This is a genomic window from Methylobacterium planeticum, assembly GCF_008806345.1.
Classification (GTDB): Bacteria; Pseudomonadota; Alphaproteobacteria; order Rhizobiales; family Beijerinckiaceae; genus Methylobacterium; species Methylobacterium planeticum.
The window spans coordinates 142,160-165,841 of sequence record NZ_VZZJ01000004.1 but is presented as its reverse complement, the minus strand read 5'-3'; the positions used below and the strand labels follow the sequence as shown (position 1 = coordinate 165,841).

Here is a 23,682-nt window from a genome sequence, read left to right as displayed (position 1 = left end):
GGCTGGATGGCTGCGGTCTGGGCTGTCCGGGGACCGGACCGGTGGGGCCCGACGCGCCACGGGCGAGCACGGAGCGGGAACAACGTCTGTACCCGCAGGCTCAGGACGTGCCAAGCGGCCGGGGTGCCCGCGCGGGCCGGCGGGGCGCGCGCATTCCGATGCTCACAGCCATTTCTTCCAGCGGAAGAAAGCGTAGGGCAGCACGGCGGCGACGATCATCATCAGGACCGCCATCGGGTAGCCGACGGGCCAGTCGAGCTCGGGCATGGCCTTGAAGTTCATGCCGTAGATCGAGGCGATCAGGGTCGGCGGCATGAACACCACGGCCATGACCGAGAACAGCTTGATGATGTTGTTCTGCTCGAGATTCACGAGGCCGAGGGTCGCATCGAGGAGGAACTGGATCTTGGTCGACAGGAAGGTCGCGTGCTCCTCCAGCGACTGGAGGTCGCGCAGGGTCGAGCGCACGTCCTCGCGCAGCTCCCGGGGAGCCTTGTTGGTCCGGTAGGTCGCCGAGAGCGAGAGCAGGATGCGCTCCATCGAGACCAGGCTCTCGCGCTGCTTCGAGATCAGGTCGCCGTGGCGGCCGAGGGCCCGGAGCGTGTCCTGCAGGGCGGTGTTGCGGGCGGAGGGGTCATCCTGCACCTCGAAGATCTTGCCCGAGAGCCGGTCGATGCGCTCGCCCTGGAGCTGGAGCACGTCGGCGGCGCGGTCGATCACCGTCTCGATCAGCCCGGCCAGGATGGTCTCGCCGGAATGGAAGCTCGCCGGGCCGTTGCCGGTCGAGCGGCCCGCGCGCTGCGTGTACATCCGGAAAGCCTGCGGCTCCTCGTAGCGAACGGTGACGAGGCGGTTCTCGCGCAGGATGAAGGTGATGCCCGCGAGCCCCGGATCCTCCGAGTCGCTGACCTTCGAGAGCACCCGGCCGGTCATGTAGCGGGCCCCGTCCTCCACGTAGAGGAGTTCCGAGGGCTCGATGTCCTTCATGTCCTCGCGGGTCGGCACCTGGATGCCCATGAAGGCCTCGACCTTCAGGTCCTCCTCCCGGCTCGGCCGGATCATGTCGAGCCAGACCGTGTCGTCGGGGATGGCGTCCTGGAGTTCGAGGGGGCGGCGCTCGAGGAGCGAGTGCCCGGCGCCGGCGACCGGCTGGTGGATGAAGATCACAAAAGCTCACTCAGGCAAGGGCGTCAGGCGGCGGTACGCTCCCATCCGGCACGAAGAAGTCCGGCGCAAGCGGGATGCCGGGTGTGACGCGGTATTTTGAAAAGTCCGTGACACCGTTCTCGTGCAGGAACGTGTCGTCGATGAGGAAGCGGCCCGTGACCTCGCGGGACGGTTTCAGGAACAGCGCGTGGGCGGCATCCGCCATGATCTCGGGCTTGCGGCTCGCCTGCATCAGGGCCTCGCCGCCGAGCAGGTTGTTGACGGCCGCCGTCGCGATGGTGGTGCGGGGCCAGAGCGCGTTCACCGCGATGCCCTGGCGGCGCAGCTCCCCGGCGAGCCCAAGCACGCAGAGCGACATGCCGAACTTCGCCATCGTGTAGGCGAGATGGGGGGCGAACCACTTCTCCTGCATGTCGAGGGGCGGCGACAGCATCAGGATGTGCGGGTTCTCGGCCTTGGCGAGGTACGGGATCGCGTATTTCGAGACCATGTAGGTGCCGCGCGTGTTGATCTGGTGCATCAGATCGAAGCGCTTCATCTCGGTCTGCGGCGTGCGCGTGAGGGAGATCGCGCTGGCGTTGTTCACCACGATGTCGATGCCCCCGAAGGTCTCGGCGGTCTGGGTCATCGCGGCCGCGACGCTCTCCTCCTCGCGGACATCGACGACGAGGGGCAGCGCCCGGCCGCCGGCCGCCTCGATCGCGGCCGCGGCCGTGTGGATCGTGCCCTCGAGCTTCGGGTGCGGCGTCGCGGTCTTGGCCGCGATGGCGACGTTCGCCCCCTCGCGCGCCGCCCGCAGGCCGATGGCGAGGCCGATGCCGCGAGAGGCGCCGGTGATGAAGAGGGTCTTGCCCCTCAATGATGTGCTCATGCTGCTCTCCTCAGGGGCCGACCCGGAAGCGCGGGGGCTGGCTGCCGTCCGCGTCGGTGAAGCCGTAGTCGCGGGCGAGGTCGCCCGGATGAAGGATCTGCCCGGCGCGCGTCGCCACCGCCGTGTCGGCGGCCAGCGCCGCGACGGCGCGGCCGGCATAGAGCGGGCTCTCGGTGGCGAGCTCCGTCTGTCCGAGGTCGCGCACCCGCTCAGTGCGGACGTAGCCGGGCGACAGGCCGAGGGCCGTCACCCCGTGGGCCCCCAGCTCCGCGCTGCAGGCGAGGGCCAGGCGGTTCGTCGTCGCCTTGGCGAGGTCGTAGAAGACGTCGCCGAGATAGCCCTCCTCCGTGCCGAACGAGACCAGCACCAGGAGGCCGCCGCGGGCCGAGACCATGGCGGGCGCGACCGCGCGGGCGAGGAGCAGGCCCGCGTAGGGACCGGCGCCGAGGAAGCGCCCGAAGGGCTCTGCCGAGCGGCGCCAGAACGGAGTGCCCCAGGCCGCTCCGTCGGGATAGCGCTCCCCGTCATAGCCCTCGTTGCCGCCCCAGACGCTCGACACCGCCACGTCGATGCGTCCGAACCGGCGCAGGATCCAGTGCACCAATTCGTCGACGGCGCGCTCGCTGGTGTGGTCGCAGAGGTAGTGATGCCCCTCGCCCCCAGCGGCGTCGACCTCGCGGGCGGTGTCCTCGATCGCCTCGGGGCGCATCTCGGTGCGGGGTCCGGTCTCGCTCGATCGGGCCGTCACGATCACGGTGGCGCCCGCCTCGCCGAGGCCCCGGGCGATGCCGCGGCCGACCCCCCGGGAGGCGCCGGCCACCAGGCAGATCCGGCCGGAGAGGTCGGGCTTTGGATTCACGCCGGGACGCCCGGCTTGGCGCTGCGGGCGAAGAAGGCCCGGAAGGCGGCCTGCGCCTCCTCGGATCGCAGCTGCGCGTCGAAGGCCTTCGCCTCGTCCTCGATGGCGGCCTCGACGGTGGCCTGATCGCCGCGCATGAGCCGGCGCGTCGCCGCGACGGCGTTGCGCGGCAGCGCCGCGAGACGCCCGGCCTGGGCGAGGGCGTGCTCGAGCAGCATGTCGGCGGGGATCACCGCGTTGGCGAGGCCGAGCTCCACCGCCGAATCCCCCGTGAAGGCTTCCGAGAGCAGTAGCATCTCGGTCGCCCTCGGGAGCCCGATGCGCCGGGGCAGGAGGTAGCTCGAGGCGGCCTCCGGCACGAGGCCGAGCTCCACGAAGGGCATCCGGAAGCGCGCGGCCGGGCTGACATAGACGAGGTCGCAATGCAGCGTCAGGGTGGTGCCGACACCGACGCCGATCCCGTCGACGGCGGCCACCATCGGGGTTCGGGTCCGGGCGAGCTGCCGGATGAAGCGCAGGGCCGGCGCCTCCGTGAAGGGTTTGCCGGCCCCCGCCATGAAGTCCGCGAGGTCGTTGCCCGCCGAGAAGATCCCGGGCACGCCGGCGAAGACCACAGCGCCGACGCCGGAGGCCTCGGCGTCCGCCGCCTCGAGGGCCGCCCGCATGGCGTCGTACATGGCGCCGGTGAGCGCGTTCTTCTTCTCCGGCCGGTTCATCCGGATCAACCGGACGCCTCCGGCCAGATCCTCGACCGTGACGTGCTCGCTCATGGTGGGTCCTTGGTGGCGCGACGCCGGCTGCGTCGGCGTGGGGTCAGCTCGCGAGGGCGAGCCGCGCGTCCTGGGTGAAGGCGGCCCCGTCGAGCACCGTCTGCTCGAGCCCGGGGGCCGCGGTGGCGAGGTTCTCGGCGAAGAAGCGCGCGAGCGCGATCCGGGCGGCATGCGCCGGGTCGGTCTCGCCGACCTTCAGCGCCGCGCTCGACGCGAGCCCGGCCTTGGCGAGGCACGCCCCGCCCTGCGCCAGCCCGAAAAGGCGCAGATAGGGGGTCGCGCCGGCGAGCGCCTCCTCGGGGCGGTTCGAGGCCAGGGCCTTCAGCTGGTGGCTCGTCGCCCGGTCGAGGCTCTCGACCGCGGCGCGCAGGCGCGCGGCCGTGTGCCCGAAGGCCGGGCTCGCATCCTTGAGGACGCCCTCGACGACGCCCCGCATCCAGGCGATCTGGGCCCGCACCGTGGCGCCGCCCGCCAGGGGCAGCTTGCGGGCGACCAGATCGATCGCCTGGATGCCGTTGGTGCCCTCGTAGATCGCCAGGATGCGCGCGTCGCGCATCAGCTGGGCCGCGCCGGTCTCCTCGACGAAGCCCATGCCGCCATGGACCTGCACGCCGAGGGAGGTCACCTCGTTGGCGATGTCGGTCGAGAAGGCCTTGGCGACGGGCGTGAGCAGGGAGGCGCGGTCATGGGCCGCCTTCCCGTCCGGGCCCTCGGCCGCGTCGATGGCGGCGGCGGTGAGGTAGCAGATGCCGCGGGCGGCCGCCGTGCAGGCCTTCATGGTCAGCAGCATGCGCTGCACGTCGGCGTGCTCGATGATCGGGCTCATCGCCTCGGTCGCGCCCGGCGCCTTGCCCTGCCGGCGCTCGCGGGCGTAGTCGAGGGCCTTCTGGGTCGCGGCCTCCGCCACGGCGACGCCCTGCAGCCCGACATTGAGCCGGGCATTGTTCATCATCGTGAACATGCAGGCGAGGCCCCGGTTCTCCTCGCCGATGAGCCAGCCCGTGGCCCCGCCGCCGTCGCCGAAGGCCATCGAGCAGGTGGGTGAGGCGTGGATGCCGAGCTTGTGCTCGATCCCGGAGCAGCGCAGGTCGTTGCGGCTCCCGTCCGGCAGCACCTTCGGCACGAGGAACAGCGAGATGCCGCGCGTGCCCGCCGGCGCGTCCTTGAGGCGGGCAAGGACGAGGTGGACGATGTTGTCCGTGAGGTCGTGCTCGCCGTAGGTGATGTAGATCTTGGCTCCCGTGATCCGGTAGGTGCCGTCGCCGTTCGGCTCGGCGCGGCTGCGCAGCGCCGCGAGATCGGACCCCGCCTGCGGCTCGGTCAGGTTCATGGTGGCGGTCCACTCGCCCGAGACGAGCTTGTCGAGGTAGCGCGCCTTGAGATCCTCGGAGCCGTGCTTGTCGAGCGCCTCGATGCCCCCCGCGGTGAGGAGCGGGCACAGGCCGAAGGCGAGGCTGCCGGCGTTCCACATCTCGCTGCAGGCGGCGTTGAGGAGGAGCGGCAGGTCCTGTCCGCCATAGGCGGCCGGGGCGCTGAGGCCGTTCCAGCCGCCCTCGACGAAGGCCCGGTAGGCGGCCTTCCAGCCCGGCGGCGTCGTGATGGCGCCGTCCGTGAGCGGCGTCCCGTGGCGGTCGCCCGCCCGGTTCAGGGGCGCGATCACGGTGTCGGCCAGCCGCGCCGCCTCGTCGAGGATCGCCCGCGCATCGTCCAAGGTGAGGTCGCCCGCGGTGCCGCCCGCGATGGCGGCATCGAGCCCGGCCACGTGGCGCATGGTGAAGGCCATTTCGGCGACGGGCGCGCGATAGCTCATAGGTTCCTCCCGCGTCGTCTTCGGCGACGCTGCACTGACCGGGCCGGGTTCGGCGTTTGACGCGCTGCCCGCCCCGACGCTAGGGCGGCCCGCATCCCGCTGCCGACATACGCCCGAAGGGCGCGTCCCGTCACGATCGGAGATAGTTTATATATGAACGATCCCGGGTCAATGCCCGCGGCGCCGGCGTCCGCGCCTGGGCCTGAGGCGACGCGGCGCCTGCGCGCCGATCCGGCCGGCATCGCGGAGGCCGCGGGCCTCCTCGCCGCCGGGCGCCTCGTCGCGTTCCCGACCGAGACGGTCTACGGGCTCGGGGCGGACGCCACCGATGCGGCCGCCGTGGCGCGCATCTTCGCCGCCAAGGAGCGCCCGAGCTTCAATCCCCTGATCGCGCACCTGCCCGACCGCGCCTCCGCCCGGCGCCAGGGGGCCTTCGACGCGGCGGCGGAGCGGCTTGCCGAAGCGTTCTGGCCCGGTCCCCTCACCCTGGTGGTGCCGGCGACCGCCGAGACGCGCGTCTGCGACCTCGCCCGCGCCGGTCTGCCGAGCCTCGCCCTGCGGGTGCCCGCGAGCCCCCTCGCCCAGGACCTCCTGCGGCGCGTCGGCCGGCCGGTGGCCGGCCCCTCCGCGAATCGGTCCGGGCGCGTCAGCCCCACCCTGCCCGAGCATGTCCTCGCCGACCTCGACGGGCGCATCGCCGCGATCCTCGACGGCGGGCCGACTTCGGTCGGCGTCGAATCGACGGTGGTGGCCTGCATCCAGGGCGTACCGCGCCTGCTGCGTCCGGGCGGGGTCACGCGCGAGGATCTGTGCCGGGTACTCGGGACACTCTTGGCCGAGGCCGGTGCGGAGGATGCGGCGCAGCCGGTCGGTCCCGGGCTCCTCGCCTCACATTACGCGCCCCGGGCCCGAGTGCGCCTCGAAGCCCGCCGGATCGAGCCGGGCGAGGCAGCACTGCTGTTCGGCGGCGACCGGCCCGAGGGCGCGGCAACCGCGGCAGCCGTGATCGATCTCAGTCCGGGCGCGGATCTCGCCGAGGCGGCGGCAGGTTTGTTCGCGGCCCTGCGCCGTCTCGATGCGTCGGGCGCAGCCGTGATCGCCGTGGGACCGATCCCGGATGTCGGGCTCGGCGAGGCGATCAACGACCGCCTGCGGCGGGCCGCGGCGCCGCGCTGAACTTTTTTCGCCGCGCGCCGGAACCGATCCGGAGAGTGGCTTGTTGATGGTTCACGAAGGCCAGTTCAGCCCCCAATGGCCTTTTCCCTTCCAAGGCTCGGAGTGATCCGAGCCTTTTTTCTTGTTCGCCTCAGCCGGCGAGCTTCGCGGCGATCTCGGCGACGTGGCGGCCCTGGAAGCGGGCACCCTCCAACTCGACCGGCGAGGGCTGGCGGCTCCCGTCGCCATCCGCGATCGTCGTGGCGCCGTAGGGCGTGCCGCCCTTGACGGCCTCGACGCCGTTCTGGCCCGGGAAGGAGTAGGGCAGGCCGACGATCACCATGCCGTGATGGAGCATCACCGTGTGGAAGCTCGTCAGGGTGGTCTCCTGCCCGCCGTGCTGGGATGCCGTCGAGGTGAAGGCCGAGCCGACCTTGCCGACGAGCTTGCCCTGGGCCCAGAGCCCGCCGGTCTGGTCGAGGAACTGCTTCATCTGCGCCGCCATGTTGCCGTAGCGGGTCGGCGTGCCGAAGATGATCGCGTCGTACTCCCCGAGTTCGCCCGGATCCGCGATCGGCGCGGACTGGTCGAGCTTGTAGTGGAACTGCTTGGCCACTTCCTCCGGCACCAGTTCCGGCACCCGTTTCACGCTGACCTCGGCACCGGCCTCGCGTGCGCCGTCAGCCACCGCCCGCGCCATCTGCTCCACATGGCCCCAGGACGAGTAGTAGAGCACCAGAACCTTCGCCATCGTCCAAACTCCTCGCCGGGTGGCCGGGCTTTCCGCCCGACCGTGGTTGCCTCGCCGCGATATCGTGCATCGCGGGCTTTGCTGAAATGCCCTGGTGTGCAAGAGCGTCCTTGCGCATCTGCAAGGTTTGATGGGCGCAGAGCAGGTTCGATGGCGCTCGTCTGGGATGACTTCCGTCTGGTCAAGGCCATTGCGGATCGCGGCGGCCTGACCGCCGCGGCCGAGCATCTCGGCATCAACCATTCGACCGCCTTCCGCCGCCTCGCCGCCATCGAGGCGGGGCTCGATGCCCGCCTGTTCGAGCGCCACCGGTCCGGCTACGTGCCGACGTCTGCCGGCACCGCCATGCTGGCGGCGGCCAGCCGCATGGACGAAGACGTGGCGCGCTTCACGCGCGAGGTGGCGGGCCAGGCCCAGACCCCGGCGGGGGAACTGCGCATCACCACGGCGGCGAGCTTCGTCTCGGGCGTGCTGGTGCCGATGCTCGGCCGCTTCGCGCAAGCCTATCCGCTCATCCGCCTCGACGTGATCGTCTCCGAGGAGGCGCTGAACCTGTCACGGCGCGACGCCGACGTGGCGATCCGTGCGAGCGACAACCCGCCCCCGACCCTGATCGGGCGCCGCCTCGCCCGGATCGCCTGGGCGGTCTACGGGCGCGAGGCGGACGGCCCGGGGCTCGAGAACAGGCTGTGGGTCTCGCCGAGCGAGGCGGTGGCGGGCGGCGCGCATGCCCGGTTCGTGCGCATGCGCGCCGGGCGCGACCGGATCGTCCTGCAGCTGAACACGGTGCTTGGCTTGGCCGAAGCGATCGAGGCCGGCATCGGTATCGGGCCGCTGCCCTGCCTGCAGGGCGACCTCAGCCCGGCGCTGATGCGCCTGACCGAGCCCGCACCGGACCTGGCGAGCACCCTGTGGCTCCTGACGCATCCGGACCTGCGCCACGCCCCGCGGGTGCGGGCGTTCATGGACTTCATCGGCGGCGAGATGAGTGCGCGCCGGGCGCTCTTCGAGGGACGGAGCGCGCGCGCGGCTACCTGATGTCGGTGATCTCGGCCTCGTGGCCGTTCACCTCGACGACATCGCCGATGCTCTTGCCGGTGAGAGCCCGGGCGAGCGGCGCCACGTAGGAGATCGACCCCTTGGCGGGGTCCGCCTCGTCCTCGCCAACGATGCGGAAGGTCTGGCGCGACGCCTCCTCGCGCAGGATCGTGACGGTCGAGCCGAAATGCACGGTGTCGCCCTCGACCCGCTCCACGAGCTGCGCGGTGCCGAGCCGGGCGGTCCAGTAGTGGAGGTCACGGGCGATGCGGGCGCTGTCGGCCTTGCGGTCGTGGTCGACCGCGCTGGCCTCGGCCTGGAGCCGCTTCACCTCCGCCTCGATCTGCGCGAAGCCCTCCGGCGTCACGAAGTTGGGATGGGGCGAAATCGGGCGATCGGGCAAGTCCTCGAAGGCTTCTCCGCCTTCGCGCTCGCGAACGAATGCAATGCTCATAAAAAACGCAATGCGGCGGAACCGTTCAGGTTCCGCGCCGCAGCGGAGCCTCAGGCTATTTCCACCACGACGCGCCCGCGAACCCGTCCCGCGAGGATTTCCTCCGCGAGATCCCGGACGTCCTCCAGCCGCACCCGCGTGGTCATCGCCGTGAGCTGCGCGCCGTCGAGGCTCCCCGCGAGCCGCTTCCAGGCTTCGCGGCGCTTCGGCCGGGGTGTGGTGACGCTGTTGATCCCGAGGAGCGAGACACCGCGCAGGATGAAGGGGGCGACGGAGGTCGGCAGGTCCATCCCCTGCACGAGGCCGCAGGCCGCAATGGCGCCGTCCGCCCGCGTCATCGCCAGGAGATTCGCGAGGGTCGTGGAGCCGACCGCGTCGATCCCGGCGGCCCAGCGCTCCCGGGCAAGCGGCCGCGCCGGTCCGGACAGCTCGGACCGGTCGATGATCTCGGCCGCGCCGAGGCCGCGCAGGTAGGCGGTTTCCGCCGCCCGGCCCGTTGCCGCGACGACGCGCCATCCGGTCCGTGCCAGGAGCGCCACCGCCACCGAGCCGACGCCGCCCGAGGCACCGGTGACGACGGCCGGCCCGGCCTCCGGGCTGAGCCCGTGATGGTCGAGGGCCATGAGGCCCAGCATGGCGGTGAAGCCGGCGGTGCCGATCGCCATGCACTCCTCCGCGCTGAGCCCGGCGGGCAGCGGCACCAGCCAGTCACCCGGTACGCGGGCCTTCTCCGCATAGGCACCGAGATGCGTCTCCCCGACACCCCAGCCGGTGAGGATCACCGCGTCGCCGACCGCGTAGTCGGGATGCCCGGAGGTCTCGACGATCCCGGCGAAATCGATCCCCGGGATCATCGGGAAGCGGCGCACGATCGGGGCGCGGCCGGTCAGTGCGAGGCCGTCCTTGTAGTTCAGCGTCGAGTGCGTGATCCGCACCGTGACGTCGCCCGGCATCAGGCCGGATTCGTCGAAATCCCGGAAGGCGAGGCGCTGCCCGCCCTCCTCCTGGTCGATCACCCAGGCCTTGAACGTCGCCATGCCCGCCTCCCGCCGCAGATCGCCCGTGAGGCGACCTGTGGCGGCGGCGGGCCGGATCAAGCCTTGCGCCGGTCGGACCGGCCGCCGGAGCGCTCTCAGTAGCCGTCGTAGATGCTGCCGCGCGAGAAGCCGAGGCCGACGCCGATATCGGCCGAGCTGGCCCCGGTGATGCCGAACGCGTCGGGGATCGAGCCAACGAGCGGGCCGCCCGGGCCCGGGCTGGGGCCGTAGCCGGGGCCGCCGTAGCCCACCGGCACCCAGCCGGAGCGCGCGGGCTGCACCAGCACGCGGCGGCTCACGCTCGCGTATTCCGGCGGCAGGGTCTCGGGGATGGTCTGGCCGGGCTGCACCAGGACACGGCGCGCCTGCATCGCGTAGCGCGGCGGCGTCGTGACCCAGCAGCCGATCAGCTCGCCGTAGGGCCCGCGCCGCGTCTGCCAGAAGCGGCCGCCCGGTGACACGAGCACGCGCTCCGACACCGTGTCGTAGATCGGCGGCGTGGTGCGGTAGATCGTGCGGGGGGGGCGCACCAGCACGTTCTCCGAGACCGTGTCGAAGACCGGCGGGGTGGAGACGCGGCGGTAGCATTCCGCGCCGTAGCAGCCGCCGGCCTGCGCGGCGGGGGCGAGGGCGGCGGCGCCGGCGAGCGCGGCGAGCAGGAGCGTGAGACGGGTGACCGGCGCGGTCATGACGGTTCCTCGGGCTGAAGTAGCAGGACGACGTGATGTGGCGCGGGGGCTGCGCACATCTCGACGTACTAGAGGCCGTCAAGTTGCAGTCTGAGCAAGATCATTTGCCCAGCAGGGTAAAATTAACCCATGATTAGGACTACGCAGCGACTGCGGTACTTAAGCAGAGCTGTGGATGAGTGCGGCAACGTTGTTAGGGTTAACTGCGGAGTCGCGCGAACGGTCGGCGCGAGAGTGGTGGATGCTGGCCGTTTGTGCCCGTGCGCAGGCGATCCGGCGGGCGCCTGGATCAGGGATCCGAGGCGCGGGGCGGGAAGTCGGCGATATTCTGGATGAGGACGGCCGGGACCGCTCGGGCTCAGGTCTGGCCGCGCTTCAGCTGGTAGAAGATGTGCCGTCCGATCACGTCCATCTTCTTCAGCCGGCGCGACCAGGTCGGGCGCACGTAGTCGGCGTGATAGTGGGTCGCGTTGCCGACCTCGCTCAGGTAGGTGCGGCCCTCGATCACGGAGCTGGCGATGCGGGTGGCGGTCTGCCAGGACCCCGCATCGGTGATCCGCAGCGACTTGCCCTCGCAGGCGAAGGAGAACTGGCAGCCCATGTAGCGGTGCCGGTTCTGGTAGACGACGCCGCAGACATTGGCCGGATAGAGGCCGCTCTTCACGCGGTTGAGCACCACCTGGGCGACGGCCGCCTGGCCGTCCTCGGGCTCGCTGCGGGCCTCGAAATAGACGGCCTCCGCGAGGCAGCGCTGCTCGCGATCCATCGCGTCGGGCTCGATCAGGTCGGCGTAGCGGTGGCGCGCGCTCTCGACGGTTGTCTCGGGGGCCGTCTCGGGGGCGGCCGGCTCGGCGCGGTCGCCGCGCAGGGAGAAGCCCGGCAGGGCGAGGCTCGCGGCCGCGACCTCGATCGGGATCGCGTCGGCGGGCGCCGGGGTCGTCGAGGACAGGGCCACGGCGCGGGGGATCGCGGGCGTCGAGCCGTCATGGCGCTCCTCGGGGGTGCGGTCGGCGACCGCCTCACCGGTGGAGGGGGCGCTGCCCGGCCCCGTGGTCAGGCCGAGATCGGGAACGGGCACGAAGCCGAGATCCGGCTCGAGCTCGGGGTTCCAGGTCGCGGCGCCGGGCGTCAGGACGCCGCTGACCGAGTTCGTGAGGTTGGCGAAGACCAGGGCCGTTCCGCTCTCGCGGAGCGTGCCGGCGCTGCGCGCGAAGCTCGGGCCGGGCGAGAGGGCGGCGCCCCCCTTGCCAGCCCGCTGCACCACCGGGAAGACGCGGGCCTGGGGCTTGAGCTCGGCGCGGAGCGGCTCCTCGCCGATGCGCGTCGCCGCGACGGGCCCGTCGGCCCGGCCGATGGCCAGCAGCGTCGCGGCGCCGTCATGCAGGCCGGTGCTACCGATGAGCGCGGTGCCGGGCGGAAGCGCCGGGACGATCCGGGCGTCGCGCTCGGGCATGATGCTCGACCCGATGGCGCTCTCGGTGCCGGCCGTCGCCGTGAAGGAGACGAGAAGCCCCATTCCGGCCACCCAGGGGGTGAAGGCGGTGCCGAGCCAGTGCAGGCTCGATCCGCGTCGAACTCGTCTCGTACCCACGCCGAACCGACCCGTACCCGAATGCCACGCCCGGTCACCGTCGCCGCGCATTGCGGAGGCGACGGGGCCGGTTCCTGGTTATCGCTCGGTATGGTTGCGGGCTGGTTAAGCTGTGCGGTTCGGCACCTGTCACAGGTTGTGCCAACCGGTGGTCCGACCGGGGCTCAGGCGGCCCGTACCTTCTCGACGTCGATGACCGGACCCGTCAGCGTCATCCGCTCCCGGGCGACGAGGCGGTCGCCCGGCTCGAATACCCCGAGGGGCACGTCGCGGTCCGGCAGGACGACGGTGGTCGCGGTATTGAGGTAGACGAGGACGTGGCGCTTCTGCGGCAGGGAGGCCACGGCCCAGCGCTTCAGCTGGCCGTAATAGGGCTCGCGGCGCCACGCGTTCGGCTGGCCGGGATCGACCTGCACGTTCATGTGGCGCGAGACCGGATCGAGGCTGAGCACCATCTTGGCCCGCTCGGGCTTCCATTCCGGCCCGAGCCACGCCTCCGTCATCCAGAGGCAGTGGAAGGCGCGGCAATGGTCGGGCCGGGTCGCGTGGATGGCGCAGCCGCGGCCCTGCCGGGTGTGGCGACACCACTGACCCGCGACGCTCTCCACCGCCGGCACGTCGTAGACCTTGCAGCACAGGGTGCAGGTTCCGCAGGACCGGCCCGGCGCCGGGTGGGCCACGATGGTTGCAGGATCGAGCATCGCGAGGCTGAACTTCACCGAGGTTTGCAACGGGGCGTCGGGTCGCCGCGCGTCGGCCGGGTTTCTAGGGCGGCATCGCGCCGGTAGTGTGGCGGACCTCCCCGCTCCGACCCCGGAAGGCTTCATGCTCTCGAACCTCGCGGCCCGCGACGTCGAAACCCTCGTGCATCCCTACACCAACCTCGCGACGTTCCGCGAGACCGGCCCGCTCGTGCTGGAGCGCGGCCACGGCGTCTGGGTCTACGATACGGATGGACGGCCCTATCTCGAGGGCATGGCGGGCCTGTGGTGCACGGCCCTCGGCTACTCGAACGAGGAACTCGTCGCGGCTGCCACCGAGCAGCTCTCGCGCCTGCCCTTCGCGCACCTGTTCTCGGGCCGCAGCCACGATCCGGCGATCGAGCTCGCCGAGGCCCTGAAGGAGCTGATGCCGGTGCCGACCTCGAAGGTGTTCTTCACCTCCTCGGGCTCAGAGGCGAACGACACCCAGGTCAAGCTCGCCTGGTACATGAACAACGCGCTGGGCCGCCCCCGCAAGAAGAAGATCATCGCCCGCCAGCGGGGCTATCACGGCGTGACCGTCGTCACCGCCTCGATGACGGGCCTGCCGGCCAACCACGCCGACTGGGATTTGCCGCTGCCGGGGTTCCTGCACACCGCCTGCCCGCACCATTACCGGTTCGCCGAGCCGGGAGAGACCGAGGAGGCCTTCTCGAGCCGCCTCGCCGACGAGCTCGAGGCGCTGATCCTGCGGGAGGATCCCGAGACGGTGGCGGCCTTCGTGGCCGAGCCCGTGATGGGTGCAGGCGGCGCCATCACCCCGCCGGCCGGCTATTTCGCGAAGGTCCAGGCGGTGCTCGACCGCTACGACATCCGCTTCATCGCCGACGAGGTGATCTGCGGCTTCGGCCGCCTCGGCACCTGGTTCGGCAGCGAGGCGCTCGACATGCGCCCGGACACGATCTCCTTCGCCAAGGCCGTCACCTCGGGCTACATGCCCCTCGGCGGCGTCTCGATCGACGAGCCCCTCTACGAGGCGCTGCTCGCCGAGAGTCGGAAGCTCGGCACGTTCGGCCACGGGACCACCTATTCCGGCCATCCCGTCGCCTGCGCGGTGGCCCTCAAGACCCTGGAGATCTACCGGCGCGACCGCATCGTCGAGGGCGTCGCCGGGAAGGCCCCGCTTTTCCAGGCCCGCCTCGCGCAGCTGCGCGGGCATCCCCTCGTCGGCGAGGCGCGGGGCCTCGGCCTGATCGGCGGCATCGAGATCGTGGCCGACAGGGCGAGCAAGGCCCAGTTCGATCCGAAGGCCGGCGTCGCCGCGCGCTGCGTCGCCTTCGCCCAGGCGGAGGGGCTGATCGTGCGCTTCCTCGCGGGCGACCGGATCGCGGTCTGCCCACCGCTCGTGATCCAGCCGGACGAGATCGACACCCTGTTCGACCGTCTCGCGCGGGCGCTCGACCGCACCGCGGCCTGGATCGCCGCGGAGGGTCTCGAGGCCGTGCCGGTGCCGGCCCGGTAGATCGCGCCGGGCGGATCGCCCGGCCGCGAAATGCAGTCGAGCGGTTTCCGACACTTCGCGGCAAAATAGTAAGCTTTGCCGATTTCTTAATCCGGCGTTCAGCTTGATCGACCGCAAATATGGGACGGGCGGACGGGACTTTGTGCTCTGAGGTCCCGCTCTCCCGCGGGCCGCATCGTGATCGCGGCTGGACATTCCCTCAGGCCGAGCTCCGGCCGTCCCAGGTCATCAGACAGGACACCTCCCATGTACCCCTCCAGCGAGACCCCGGCCGCGGCGACCGACACCGGACGCCGTCACACGGATCTGGGTCAGGATCGCGAGCATTTCCGCCCCGTCGCCCTGCCGGCGCTCGCCGCCGCAGTCCGGATGAAGGCCCCCGCCATCCAGAAGCGCGAGACCCGGGCGGGCGAGCGGCGCGGCATCCTGGAATTGCTGCACGAGGACGCGCCCGTCCTCTGACGCGCATCCTCCCGCTCGCGATCCCGCCGCACCGGTTCAAGGATCGGCTGAGGCATCGTGCCTAAGCTCCGGGCGGAGCCACCCCGCAGGCGCGCCGTCAAACCGTCATACTCGGCGGTCACGGCATGCATCTCCGATCCGGCGCCCAGGGGGACCATCGCATGCTGATTCTGCCGAGCCGTCGGCAGTTCCTGGCCGGGCTCGGCGGTGCGGGGGCGCTCGCAGTCTCGACGGGCGTCTACGCCTTCGACATCGAGCCGCTGCACCGCCTCGTGGTGACGCGCTACGCCCCTGCGCTGCCCGGTTGGACGCCCGGCCTCTCGCTGCGCGTGGCCGTGCTCGCCGATTTCCATGTCGGCGAGCCCTACATGCCCCTCGACCGCATCGCCGAGATCGTCGACACCACGAACGCGCTCCGGCCCGACCTGATCCTGATGCTCGGGGACTATCCCGGGGGGCCGAGCGTCGTGCGCCGGCGCGTGCCCCTCTCGGACTTCGCCCGGGTGGTGCGGCCCCTCAAGGCTCCGCTCGGCGTGCACGCGATCCTCGGCAACCACGATTGGTGGGACGACCGGGTAGCCCAGCGCACCCGCAGCGGCCCCTGCGAGGCGCAGCGCGAGCTCGAAGCCGTCGGCATCCCGGTGATGGAGAACGACGTCCTGCGGCTGACCAAGGACGGGTTGCCGTTCTGGGTCGCTGGCCTGGGCGACCAGGAGCCCTTCGTCCTCTGGGGCGACCACCGGGGCCGCGACGACCTGCCCGGCACCCTCGCCAAGGTCGCGGACGACGCCCCCGTGCTGCTCATGGTGCACGAGCCCGACATCTTCCTGCGGGTGCCGGACCGCGTCAGCCTGACGCTGGCGGGCCACACCCACGGAGGGCAGATCCGCATCTTCGGGTACTCGCCGGTGATCCCCTCGCGACGCGCCAACGACTTCGCCTATGGGCATATCGTCAAGGACGGGCGCCATATGATCGTGTCCGGCGGCTTCGGCGTCAGCCGGGTGCCGGTGCGCTTCGGTGTCCCCCCCGAGATCGTGCTGCTGGAGCTCGGCGCGCCGCCGCGACTGGCCGCGGGCCCCGATCGCCCGGCCTGAGGCGCCCGGCGCGGCGCGATGTCCGCCCGCGTGCGCATGGTCCTTGCCGCGAGGCGCGCTAGCTTGCCGGCATGCGCACGATCCTGACGGCCATCCTCCTGACGACAGCCACGCCGGCGCTCGCGGATCCCTGCGGCGACCTGATCGACCGGGTCGCGGCCGAGACCCGGGCGGAGGTCGGCAACCGCAGCCTCGACTTCGCGAACTTCTCCCTCGCATCCGACACCTCGCTGACCCTCGCCTGCGGCGAGCCCTCCTCGGTCGGCGCGCAGTTCCGCGGCGAGACGCCGCCGGATTCCTACTACCGGCTGTTCGGCCGGGCCGGCCACGTCGTGACGGGGATCGACGCGGCGACGATCGAGAAGGCCGCCCACGCCGCCCGGGATGCGGCCGCACGCCTGCGCCACAGCAACGTCGATGCGGGCGGCGCCCGCATCACCTGCTCGGTCACGAATTCGGGGAAAGGGCCCCTCACCCTATGCGCGGTCTCAGAGCACAGCGAGAAGAGCTGATTCCGCCGTCGCCCGCCGTCTCGCCGCTCGCGCGGCTCAAGACGGCGCTGCTCCCGGCAACCTTGCTCCTGGCACTCCTGTCAGTGGCGCTCGGCCCGGTGTCCGGGGAGGCCCGGGAGACCACCGCACAAAGCAGTCCCGGCGGGGAGCCGCAGAAGCCCGAGACGGCGCCGGCCGCGGCGCGGAGCCCCATCAACAATTGGGCGGAGATGCGCAAGGCCCTGGCCGCGTGCTGGCAGGTTCCGGCGGGCACCGAGGGCTCGACCATCGCGTTCCGGTTCGGACTGACGAAGACGGGGGCGCTGCGCGGCAAGCCGCTCGTCACCGCCCGCAGCCTCGAAGGGGACCGGGACGCCCGCGAGGCCTACGAGCGGGCGGCCGTCGACGCCCTCGACCGCTGCTTCCCGATCGCCGTGACGCCGAGCTTCGGCGCGGCCCTCGGCGAGAGCCCGGTGCGCCTGCGCTTCGTCAACACGGAGCCGGCCGCCGCCTACCAGATCAACTCCAACATCACGATCTTCGCGCCCCGGTAGGAAGGCCGCGCCGAGTCGGGCCGCGCAAGACCATGCGCGGCCTCTCGCCGATGCCGGCGTCGCGTCCCGCTCAGAGCGGGATGTTGTCGTGCTTTTTCCAGGGCTGCTCCATCTCCTTGGTGCGCAGCATGCCGAGCGCCCGCGCGATCCGCTTGCGGGTCGAGTGGGGCATGATCACCTCGTCGATGTAGCCGCGCTCGGCGGCCACGAAGGGCGAGAGGAAGCGGTCCTCGTACTCGCTCGTGCGCGCCGCGATCTTCTCCGCATCGCCGATCTCGGAACGGAAGATGATCTCGACCGCGCCCTTGGCACCCATCACGGCGATCTGGGCCGTCGGCCAGGCGTAGTTGAGGTCGGCGCCGACATGCTTGGAGGCCATCACGTCGTAGGCGCCGCCGAACGCCTTGCGGGTGATGATGGTGACGAGGGGAACCGTCGCCTGGCTGTAGGCGAACAGGAGCTTGGCGCCGTGCTTGATCAGGCCGCCATATTCCTGCGCGGTCCCGGGCAGGAAGCCCGGCACGTCCACGAAGGTGACGATCGGGATCGAGAAGGCATCGCAGAAGCGCACGAAGCGGGCGGCCTTCCGGGACGCGTCCGAATCGAGCACGCCGGCGAGCACCAGGGGCTGGTTCGCCACGAAGCCGACGGTCCGGCCCTCGATCCGGCCGAAGCCCGTGATGATGTTGCGGGCGTAGGCCGCCTGGATCTCGAAGAAGTCGCCCTCGTCCGTCACCCGGCGGATCAACTCGCCCATGTCGTAGGGCTTGTTCGGGTTGTCGGGAATCAGGGTGTCGAGGCCCTTGTCGAGCCGGTTGACGTCGTCGAAGCTCTCGATCTCCGGCACGCCGTCGATGTTGTTGGCGGGCAGGAAGTCGAGGAGGCGGCGGATCTGCAGGATCGCCTCGACGTCGTTCTCGAAGGAGCCGTCGGCGATCGAGGATTTCGAGGTGTGGACCTTGGCGCCGCCGAGTTCCTCCGCGGTGACCACCTCGTTGGTGACGGTCTTCACCACGTCGGGCCCGGTCACGAACATGTAGCTCGTGTCGCGCACCATGAAGATGAAGTCGGTCATCGCCGGCGAGTAGACGTCGCCGCCCGCGCACGGCCCCATGATCACGGAGATCTGCGGAATGACGCCGGACGCCGCGACGTTGCGCTTGAACACCTCGCCGTAGCCGCCGAGCGCCGCCACGCCCTCCTGGATCCGGGCCCCGCCGGCATCGAAGATGCCGATGATCGGCGCGCGCATCTTCAGCGCCATGTCCTGGACCTTGACGATCTTCTGCGCGTGCGCCTCGGAGAGCGAGCCGCCGAACACCGTGAAGTCCTTCGAGAACAGGAAGACGGTGCGCCCGTTGATGGTGCCCCAGCCCGTGACGACGCCGTCGCCCGGGATCTTCTGCTTCTCCATCCCGAAATCGCTTGAGCGGTGCTGCACGAACATGTCGAATTCCTCAAACGACCCGTGGTCGAGCAGGAGTTCGATGCGCTCGCGCGCCGTGAGCTTGCCGCGCTTGTGCTGGGCGACGACGCGGTTCTCGCCGCCGCCGAGACGGGCCTGCGCGCGCCGATCCTCGAGCTTTTCGAGAATATCCTTCATGAAGTCACGGCCTCGGACTGAATTGAATACAGAATTTCCGCAAACCGCGGGCTTGGCGGTTGCCGGGATCAGGCCCCTTAGCACGAGAGTTTCGTCGGCGAAAACGCTGTTCGCGCCCCGCCCCCGCACCTTATCCGGCGAGCGCCGCCACGCGTGCGGCGGCCTCGAACTCGGCCTTGCGCAGGGCGAGGCGCGCCTCGGCCTCGGCATCCCGGCCCCAGACGCTCGCCTGGTAGGTCTCGTCCACGTGCGCGGCGGCCCAGGCCGCCTCCGGGTCGAGGCGCCCGTGCAGTACCGCCAGCGCGATCAGGAGCGAGCCCGTCAGCGTTGTCATGGTGTGGAGGGCGGCCAGCCGGAACGGCCCCTCGGCCGCCGCGATGGCGTCGCGCAGGGCCCGCACGGTCTCCTCGGGCTGGGTCACGTGCATCACGCCCTCGCTGAGGATCAGGCGGGCACGGAAGGACTCGCGGGCCCAGTCGAGCACGGGGTCCCAGGCCTCGCCCTGCGCGGCGACGAGGCGCTCGGGCGAGGCGGCCCGGTAGGCGACGAGGTCGGTGCCCGCGTAGGCCGCGAGATCCTCCACCACCGCCTCGCGGCGGGGGGCGACGCCGTCGATCGCGGTGTTGACGAGGCGGGTCACCGGCATCTGCGCGGGATCGATCGCCGCGCCCTGCGCCCCCCATTCGGCTGCCAGGATTCCGGCGAGGCCGCGGGTCGGAACCGCCAGGGGGTTGCGGGCCGGCGTGTTGGCCTGGCGGCCGTCGAGGGTGAGGCGGAAGCCCTCCGTCCCTTCGGCGAAGCCGGCCTCCTTGTAGAAGCGCTTCGGCAGGACCGGCTTGCCGTGGCTGCGCGCGGCCCGGAGGGGGTCGGGCTTTTGGGCTTCGGAGGGCTCGCCGAGCCAGTCCTTGGTAACGTCGTCGCTCATGGCGCCGAGATAATGCATCCCGGCCCATCCTGCGAGGGCGGCGCGTCAGCCTTGCCTTAGGTCGTCGGCGAGGGGCGCGGCCTCGGGCTTAGCGAGCGGCCCGGAGAACAGGTCGCCGAGGGCCGCGGCCGTCTCCACCACCGTGACGGCGCCCGCGCCGAACAGGGCGCCGGGCGGATGATAGCCCCAGGCGACCCCGATCGCCGCCGCGCCTGCGCTCACCGCCATCGCCATGTCGAAGCTGGTATCGCCGATCATCACGGTGCGGTCGGGGCCGATCCCGGTCTCCGCCATGGCCTGCAGCAGCATCGCCGGGTCCGGCTTCGAGGGCGCGTCGTCGGCGGTCTGCGTGGTGGAGAACCAGCCCTCCCAGCCGTTGGCGGCGATCAGGTGGTCGACGCCGCGCCGCGACTTGCCCGTGGCGATCCCGAGGCGGATGTCGTCGCGCGCGTGAAGCCGCACGATGAGATCGGACATGCCCGGGAACAGGGGCTCCTCGTAGTTCGGGTCGAGGCGGAGCGCGTTGAAGGCGCGCTTGTAGCTCTCCGAGAGCGTCGCGATCGGCCCGTCCTCGCCGACGAGGCGCCGGAACGCCTGCGGCAGCGACAGGCCGACGACCGAGAGCGCCACCGTACGGCTCGGCGGCGCGAGCCCGTGCTCGGCGAAGGCCGTGCCCTGCGCGGCCACGATGAGGTGCTGGCTGTCGACGAGGGTCCCATCGACGTCGAAGACAACGAGCTTCACGGCCGCGCGCGGCGGAGCCGCCTCACGGTCGGCGCGCCGGCGGCGCAGCGGCGGGCTGCTGCGTCGGGGGCTGGCCGGGATTCGGGGCTGCGCTGCCCTGCGGAGCCGCCCCCTGCGGCGGCGGCGTCTGCTGCTGGGCGGGCTGGGTCGCCGAGGGCGCCCGGTTGCGCTCGTAGCCGAGGCGGCAGCGAATCAGGAAGCGCCGCCGGGCCCCGCCGCGCAGGCCCCGCTGCTGCGAGTTGCGATTGCAATACGCGTACGAGTTGCGTCGGCGACGCTCCCCGGCCCGCGGGGCCTGGGCGGGCTTGGCGGCATTCTGGGCCGCCGGCTGCGGTGCTGGGGTCTGCTGGGGGGCGGACCGCGCGGGCGCCGCCGACGGCTGCAGGGTCGGCTGCGCGGCCACGGCGACCCGTGGCGCCGCCGATCCGACGAGGCTCAGGACGGTGAGGCAGGCCAGCGTCGCAAGCTTCATGGGATCGGGTCTCGCTGAATCACGGTCTGTCGCGCCGGGCGCCACGCGCGCCGGGCTGAGAATAAGGCGTGCGCCCGTCTTGCCAAGGCGCCGCGCGGTCACGCGTGCGGCATGCGTCGTCAGGCTTCCGGCGCGTCGACGATCGGGTCGTAGCGGGTGGCGTCGAAGCCGAGGAGGTTCCAGCTCTGCGCCATGTGGGGCGGCAGAGGCGCCGTCACGTCGATGGGCTGGCCCGTGCGCGGATGCGGGATCACGATCCGGCGGGCGAGGAGGTGCAGCCGGTTCTGGATGCCGCCGGGCAATTCCCAGTTCTCCACCGAGAAGTATTTGGGGTCGCCGACGATCGGGTGGCCGATATGGGCCGCGTGGGCGCGGAGCTGGTGCGTCCGGCCCGTCACGGGCTTGAACGAGAGCCAGGACAGCTTCTGCGCCACCTGGTCGACCATGGCGTAATAGGTCAGCGCGTGGCTCGCGCCCTCCTCGCCGTGCTTGGCGACGCGCATCCGCGCATCCGCATCCGTCGGCTCCTCCTTGGCGAGGTAGGTCGAGACGCGGCCCTGGCGCACCCGCGGCACGCCGGCCGTCAGCGCCCAGTAGATCTTGCGCGCGGCGCGCGAACGGAAGCTCTTGGCCAGGGTCGCGGCGGCGAGCCGGGTCTTGGCCACGATCAGGCAGCCGGCCGTATCCTTGTCGAGGCGGTGGACGAGGCGCGGCTTCTGGCCGTCCGGCCCGGTCAGGGCCTCGAGCAGGCCGTCCACGTGGCGCACCGTGCCGGAGCCCCCCTGGACGGCGAGGCCGAAGGGCTTGTTCAGCACCATCATGTCGGCGTCCTCGTAAAGGATCAGCGCGCGCAGGAACTCGGCATCGCCCGCCTCCCGGGCGGTGTTCCGGGGGCGCTCCGTCGGCTGGTCGAGCTTGAGCGGGGGGACCCGCACGTTCATGCCGGGCTCGAGCCGGTCGTTCGGCTTGGCGCGCTTGCCGTCGACGCGCAGCTCCCCCTTGCGCACGATGCTCTGCACCCGGGCGAAGGGCAGCTGCGGGAAGCGGGCGGTGAGGAAGCGGTCGATGCGCATGCCGGCTTCGTCCGCCTCGACCGTCAGGGTCTGCACTCCGCTGGCGAGGGTGGCGGAGGCTGCCGCGCGCTGCTGGCGCCGGGTCGGGCCCTCGGTCGGCGCCGGCTCCCGCGAGGGGGCCCGGCGGGCACCGCCCTCCTCCGCGCGCCGGCTCGCGGGCCTCGACCCCGAGGGTCCGGCGGCCGGGGGCTTCGCCGTGCGGCTGCGCGGGGGACGGGCCGGCGGAGCGTCCGCGGCCGTGTCGCCGCGCTCCCAGGGCGCGCGCTCGGCGCCGTCGTCGCCGCGGATCCGCGCCGCGCGCTGCGCCGCCTCGAGGGCGCTGGTACGCGGCCCGGTGCGGGCGCGCTCCGGGCGGGCTCCCGAGCCGAACCTGGGCTTGCCCGCCCCGCCCGGCCGCGCGCCGCGGCCCCCAGGCTTCCCGCCCGGGCCGGGCGGCCGGGATCCGCCCTTCGATCCGCCGCGATGTGGAGGCTTGCTGGTCATGGCTCGCTGCTAGCACCCGCCCGCCCCGGCGACAATTCGCCCGGGGCGGATGGCTGCCCGGCATGCGCGGGCTCAGGCCGCCCGGCGCGCCGCCTCGAGGGTCAGGCCGGTGCCGACGGAGCCGAAGGTGTCGCCCTCGACGACGCGCGCCCCCGGCACGCAGGCGGTGAGCGCGGCGCGCACGTGCGGCAGGCCCGTCGAGCCGCCGGTGAGGAACAGGGCGTCGATGTCCCCGGCCCCGATCCCCGCCTGCGCCAGGCAGCGCCCGATCCGCGCGGCCACGCGCCGGGCGAGGTCGCCGGTCTGCGCGACGAGGCGGGGCCGGTCGATCTCGGCGGCGAGGTCCGGCTCCATCCAGCCGAGATCGATCCGCGCCGTGCCCGATTCGGAGGTTTCGATCTTGGCGCCCTCCACCGCCATGGCGAGGCTGTGGCCGCGCTCGGCCTCCACCACCCTGTAGAGCCGGTCGATCAGATCGGGGCGGCTCGCGTCGCGGCGGGTCTCCTCGATCTCCCGCAGGGTCTTCGGATTGTACAGGCGGTTGATGCTCGACCACGTGGCGAGGTCGTGGAAATAGGCGTTGGGCACCGCGAGGTCGGCCCGCCTCATCGGGCTGCCGAGACCGAGCAGCGGCATCACCGTGCCGAGGCTGAGCATCCGGTCGAAATCGGTGCCGCCGATGCGCACGCCGTCATTGGCCAGGATGTCGCCGGCCCGGTCCGCGCGGGCGTGCCCCTCGGGCGAGAGCCGCACGATCGAGAAGTCCGAGGTGCCGCCGCCGATATCGGCGATGAGGGCGATCTCCTCGGTGCGCACGCGCTGCTCGTAATCGAGGGCCGCCGCGATGGGCTCGTACTGGAACGAGACGTGGCGGAAACCGATGCCGCGCGCGATCTCGGCGAGTGCCGCCTCGGCCTTGCGGTCGCCGTCCGGATCGCCGTCGACGAAATGGACCGGGCGCCCGTGCACCACCGTGTCGAAATGCGCGCCGGCCTCCGTCTCCGCCCGCGCCTTCACGGCGGCGAGGTAGCGGGCGATGACGTCCCGGAAGCGGATGCGTTCGCGCCCGACCGGAGTGGTCTCCTCGAGGAGGCTCGAGCCGAGCACGGATTTCAGGCTGCGCATCAGACGCCCCGGCACGCCCTCGACATAGGCCGACATCGCCGCGCGCCCCACCTCCGGCGTCCGGCCCGGCGCGAAGAAGATCGCGCTCGGGATCGTCACGTCGGCGCCCTCCAGGGCGACGAGGTCCGGGCGCCCGTGCCGGATCCGGCCGAGGGTCGTGTTCGAGGTGCCGAAATCGAGGCCGCAGGCCGCCATCGGGTCCGTGTCTCCGGGGAGGTCGTCAACAGGGGTCGGGGGG

General features: G+C 71.9%; 24 protein-coding genes. 7 read left to right on the top strand and 17 right to left on the bottom strand.

Going from position 1 to position 23,682, the window contains the following annotated elements; translation table 11 throughout:
• Positions 1-162: 162 nt before the first annotated feature.
• Genes F6X51_RS06385 through F6X51_RS06365 form a run of 5 tightly spaced genes read right to left on the bottom strand, consistent with a single transcriptional unit; the run spans position 163 to position 5,477 of the window.
• Positions 163-1,167, bottom strand: a complete 1,005-nt coding sequence (locus F6X51_RS06385; protein WP_150962385.1) for a magnesium transporter CorA family protein — start codon at positions 1,165-1,167, stop codon at positions 163-165.
• Between the two features lie 10 nt (positions 1,168-1,177).
• Positions 1,178-2,038: an SDR family oxidoreductase gene (locus F6X51_RS06380; protein WP_150962384.1), complete on the bottom strand. Its 861-nt coding sequence runs from the start codon at positions 2,036-2,038 to the stop codon at positions 1,178-1,180.
• Between the two features lie 10 nt (positions 2,039-2,048).
• Complete coding sequence (locus tag F6X51_RS06375; protein ID WP_150962575.1) at positions 2,049-2,858, bottom strand: SDR family NAD(P)-dependent oxidoreductase; 810 nt, start codon at positions 2,856-2,858, stop codon at positions 2,049-2,051.
• Between the two features lie 35 nt (positions 2,859-2,893).
• Positions 2,894-3,667: an enoyl-CoA hydratase-related protein gene (locus F6X51_RS06370; RefSeq protein ID WP_150962383.1), complete on the bottom strand. Its 774-nt coding sequence runs from the start codon at positions 3,665-3,667 to the stop codon at positions 2,894-2,896.
• Positions 3,668-3,710: 43 nt separating this feature from the next.
• Complete coding sequence (locus F6X51_RS06365; protein WP_150962382.1) at positions 3,711-5,477, bottom strand: acyl-CoA dehydrogenase; 1,767 nt, start codon at positions 5,475-5,477, stop codon at positions 3,711-3,713.
• Positions 5,478-5,648: 171 nt separating this feature from the next.
• Here F6X51_RS06365 and F6X51_RS06360 point away from each other — a divergent pair, with 171 nt between their 5' ends.
• Positions 5,649-6,653, top strand: coding sequence for an L-threonylcarbamoyladenylate synthase (locus F6X51_RS06360; RefSeq protein WP_150962574.1), 1,005 nt, complete (start codon positions 5,649-5,651; stop codon positions 6,651-6,653).
• Between the two features lie 130 nt (positions 6,654-6,783).
• On the opposite strand, the gene wrbA is transcribed toward F6X51_RS06360, so the two are convergent.
• Positions 6,784-7,383 (bottom strand): NAD(P)H:quinone oxidoreductase, encoded by a 600-nt coding sequence (gene wrbA / locus F6X51_RS06355; protein ID WP_150962381.1) that lies wholly within the window; start codon positions 7,381-7,383, stop codon positions 6,784-6,786.
• Positions 7,384-7,533: 150 nt separating this feature from the next.
• On the opposite strand from wrbA, the gene F6X51_RS06350 reads away from it, so the two are divergent.
• The gene (locus F6X51_RS06350; RefSeq protein WP_150962380.1) at positions 7,534-8,421 is read left to right on the top strand and encodes a LysR family transcriptional regulator; all 888 of its coding nucleotides are present in this window, start codon (positions 7,534-7,536) and stop codon (positions 8,419-8,421) included.
• Here F6X51_RS06350 and greA read toward each other — a convergent pair.
• From greA to F6X51_RS06325, 5 genes are all read right to left on the bottom strand, one after another.
• Positions 8,414-8,875, bottom strand: coding sequence for a transcription elongation factor GreA (gene greA / locus F6X51_RS06345; RefSeq protein WP_150962379.1), 462 nt, complete (start codon positions 8,873-8,875; stop codon positions 8,414-8,416). The two genes, F6X51_RS06350 and greA, sit on opposite strands and share 8 nt — an antisense overlap.
• Positions 8,876-8,925: 50 nt before the next feature.
• A complete protein-coding gene (gene acuI / locus F6X51_RS06340) occupies positions 8,926-9,912 on the bottom strand; it encodes an acrylyl-CoA reductase (NADPH) (RefSeq protein ID WP_150962378.1) in 987 nt (328 codons plus the stop codon).
• A gap of 95 nt (positions 9,913-10,007) precedes the next feature.
• Positions 10,008-10,601: a hypothetical protein gene (locus F6X51_RS06335; RefSeq protein ID WP_150962377.1), complete on the bottom strand. Its 594-nt coding sequence runs from the start codon at positions 10,599-10,601 to the stop codon at positions 10,008-10,010.
• A 358-nt stretch (positions 10,602-10,959) separates the two neighbouring features.
• Complete coding sequence (locus F6X51_RS06330; RefSeq protein ID WP_246696663.1) at positions 10,960-12,126, bottom strand: cell wall hydrolase; 1,167 nt, start codon at positions 12,124-12,126, stop codon at positions 10,960-10,962.
• A 230-nt stretch (positions 12,127-12,356) separates the two neighbouring features.
• The gene (locus F6X51_RS06325) at positions 12,357-12,893 is read right to left on the bottom strand and encodes a hypothetical protein (RefSeq protein ID WP_150962572.1); all 537 of its coding nucleotides are present in this window, start codon (positions 12,891-12,893) and stop codon (positions 12,357-12,359) included.
• A 124-nt stretch (positions 12,894-13,017) separates the two neighbouring features.
• Here F6X51_RS06325 and F6X51_RS06320 point away from each other — a divergent pair, with 124 nt between their 5' ends.
• From F6X51_RS06320 to F6X51_RS06300, 5 genes are all read left to right on the top strand, one after another.
• Positions 13,018-14,415 (top strand): aminotransferase, encoded by a 1,398-nt coding sequence (locus tag F6X51_RS06320; protein ID WP_150962376.1) that lies wholly within the window; start codon positions 13,018-13,020, stop codon positions 14,413-14,415.
• A 246-nt stretch (positions 14,416-14,661) separates the two neighbouring features.
• Positions 14,662-14,877: a hypothetical protein gene (locus F6X51_RS06315; protein WP_150962375.1), complete on the top strand. Its 216-nt coding sequence runs from the start codon at positions 14,662-14,664 to the stop codon at positions 14,875-14,877.
• A gap of 161 nt (positions 14,878-15,038) precedes the next feature.
• On the top strand, positions 15,039-15,974 hold the full coding sequence (locus tag F6X51_RS06310; RefSeq protein WP_150962374.1) for a metallophosphoesterase: 936 nt from the start codon (positions 15,039-15,041) through the stop codon (positions 15,972-15,974).
• A gap of 71 nt (positions 15,975-16,045) precedes the next feature.
• Positions 16,046-16,486: an ABC transporter ATPase gene (locus tag F6X51_RS06305; RefSeq protein WP_150962373.1), complete on the top strand. Its 441-nt coding sequence runs from the start codon at positions 16,046-16,048 to the stop codon at positions 16,484-16,486.
• Between the two features lie 209 nt (positions 16,487-16,695).
• Complete coding sequence (locus F6X51_RS06300) at positions 16,696-17,019, top strand: hypothetical protein (protein ID WP_150962372.1); 324 nt, start codon at positions 16,696-16,698, stop codon at positions 17,017-17,019.
• A 70-nt stretch (positions 17,020-17,089) separates the two neighbouring features.
• On the opposite strand, the gene F6X51_RS06295 is transcribed toward F6X51_RS06300, so the two are convergent.
• The 6 genes from F6X51_RS06295 to F6X51_RS06270 form a co-directional block, all read right to left on the bottom strand.
• Positions 17,090-18,622 (bottom strand): acyl-CoA carboxylase subunit beta, encoded by a 1,533-nt coding sequence (locus tag F6X51_RS06295; protein ID WP_150962371.1) that lies wholly within the window; start codon positions 18,620-18,622, stop codon positions 17,090-17,092.
• A 130-nt stretch (positions 18,623-18,752) separates the two neighbouring features.
• Entirely contained in the window at positions 18,753-19,547 is a 795-nt protein-coding gene (locus F6X51_RS06290) for an ATP12 family chaperone protein (protein WP_150962571.1), read from the bottom strand.
• Between the two features lie 45 nt (positions 19,548-19,592).
• Positions 19,593-20,291, bottom strand: a complete 699-nt coding sequence (locus F6X51_RS06285; RefSeq protein ID WP_150962370.1) for an HAD-IA family hydrolase — start codon at positions 20,289-20,291, stop codon at positions 19,593-19,595.
• Between the two features lie 22 nt (positions 20,292-20,313).
• Positions 20,314-20,763, bottom strand: a complete 450-nt coding sequence (locus F6X51_RS06280; RefSeq protein ID WP_246696645.1) for a hypothetical protein — start codon at positions 20,761-20,763, stop codon at positions 20,314-20,316.
• A gap of 119 nt (positions 20,764-20,882) precedes the next feature.
• Positions 20,883-22,319, bottom strand: a complete 1,437-nt coding sequence (locus tag F6X51_RS06275) for an RluA family pseudouridine synthase (protein ID WP_150962369.1) — start codon at positions 22,317-22,319, stop codon at positions 20,883-20,885.
• 72 nt (positions 22,320-22,391) lie between these two features.
• Entirely contained in the window at positions 22,392-23,639 is a 1,248-nt protein-coding gene (locus F6X51_RS06270) for an Hsp70 family protein (RefSeq protein ID WP_150962368.1), read from the bottom strand.
• Positions 23,640-23,682 lie beyond the last annotated feature (43 nt).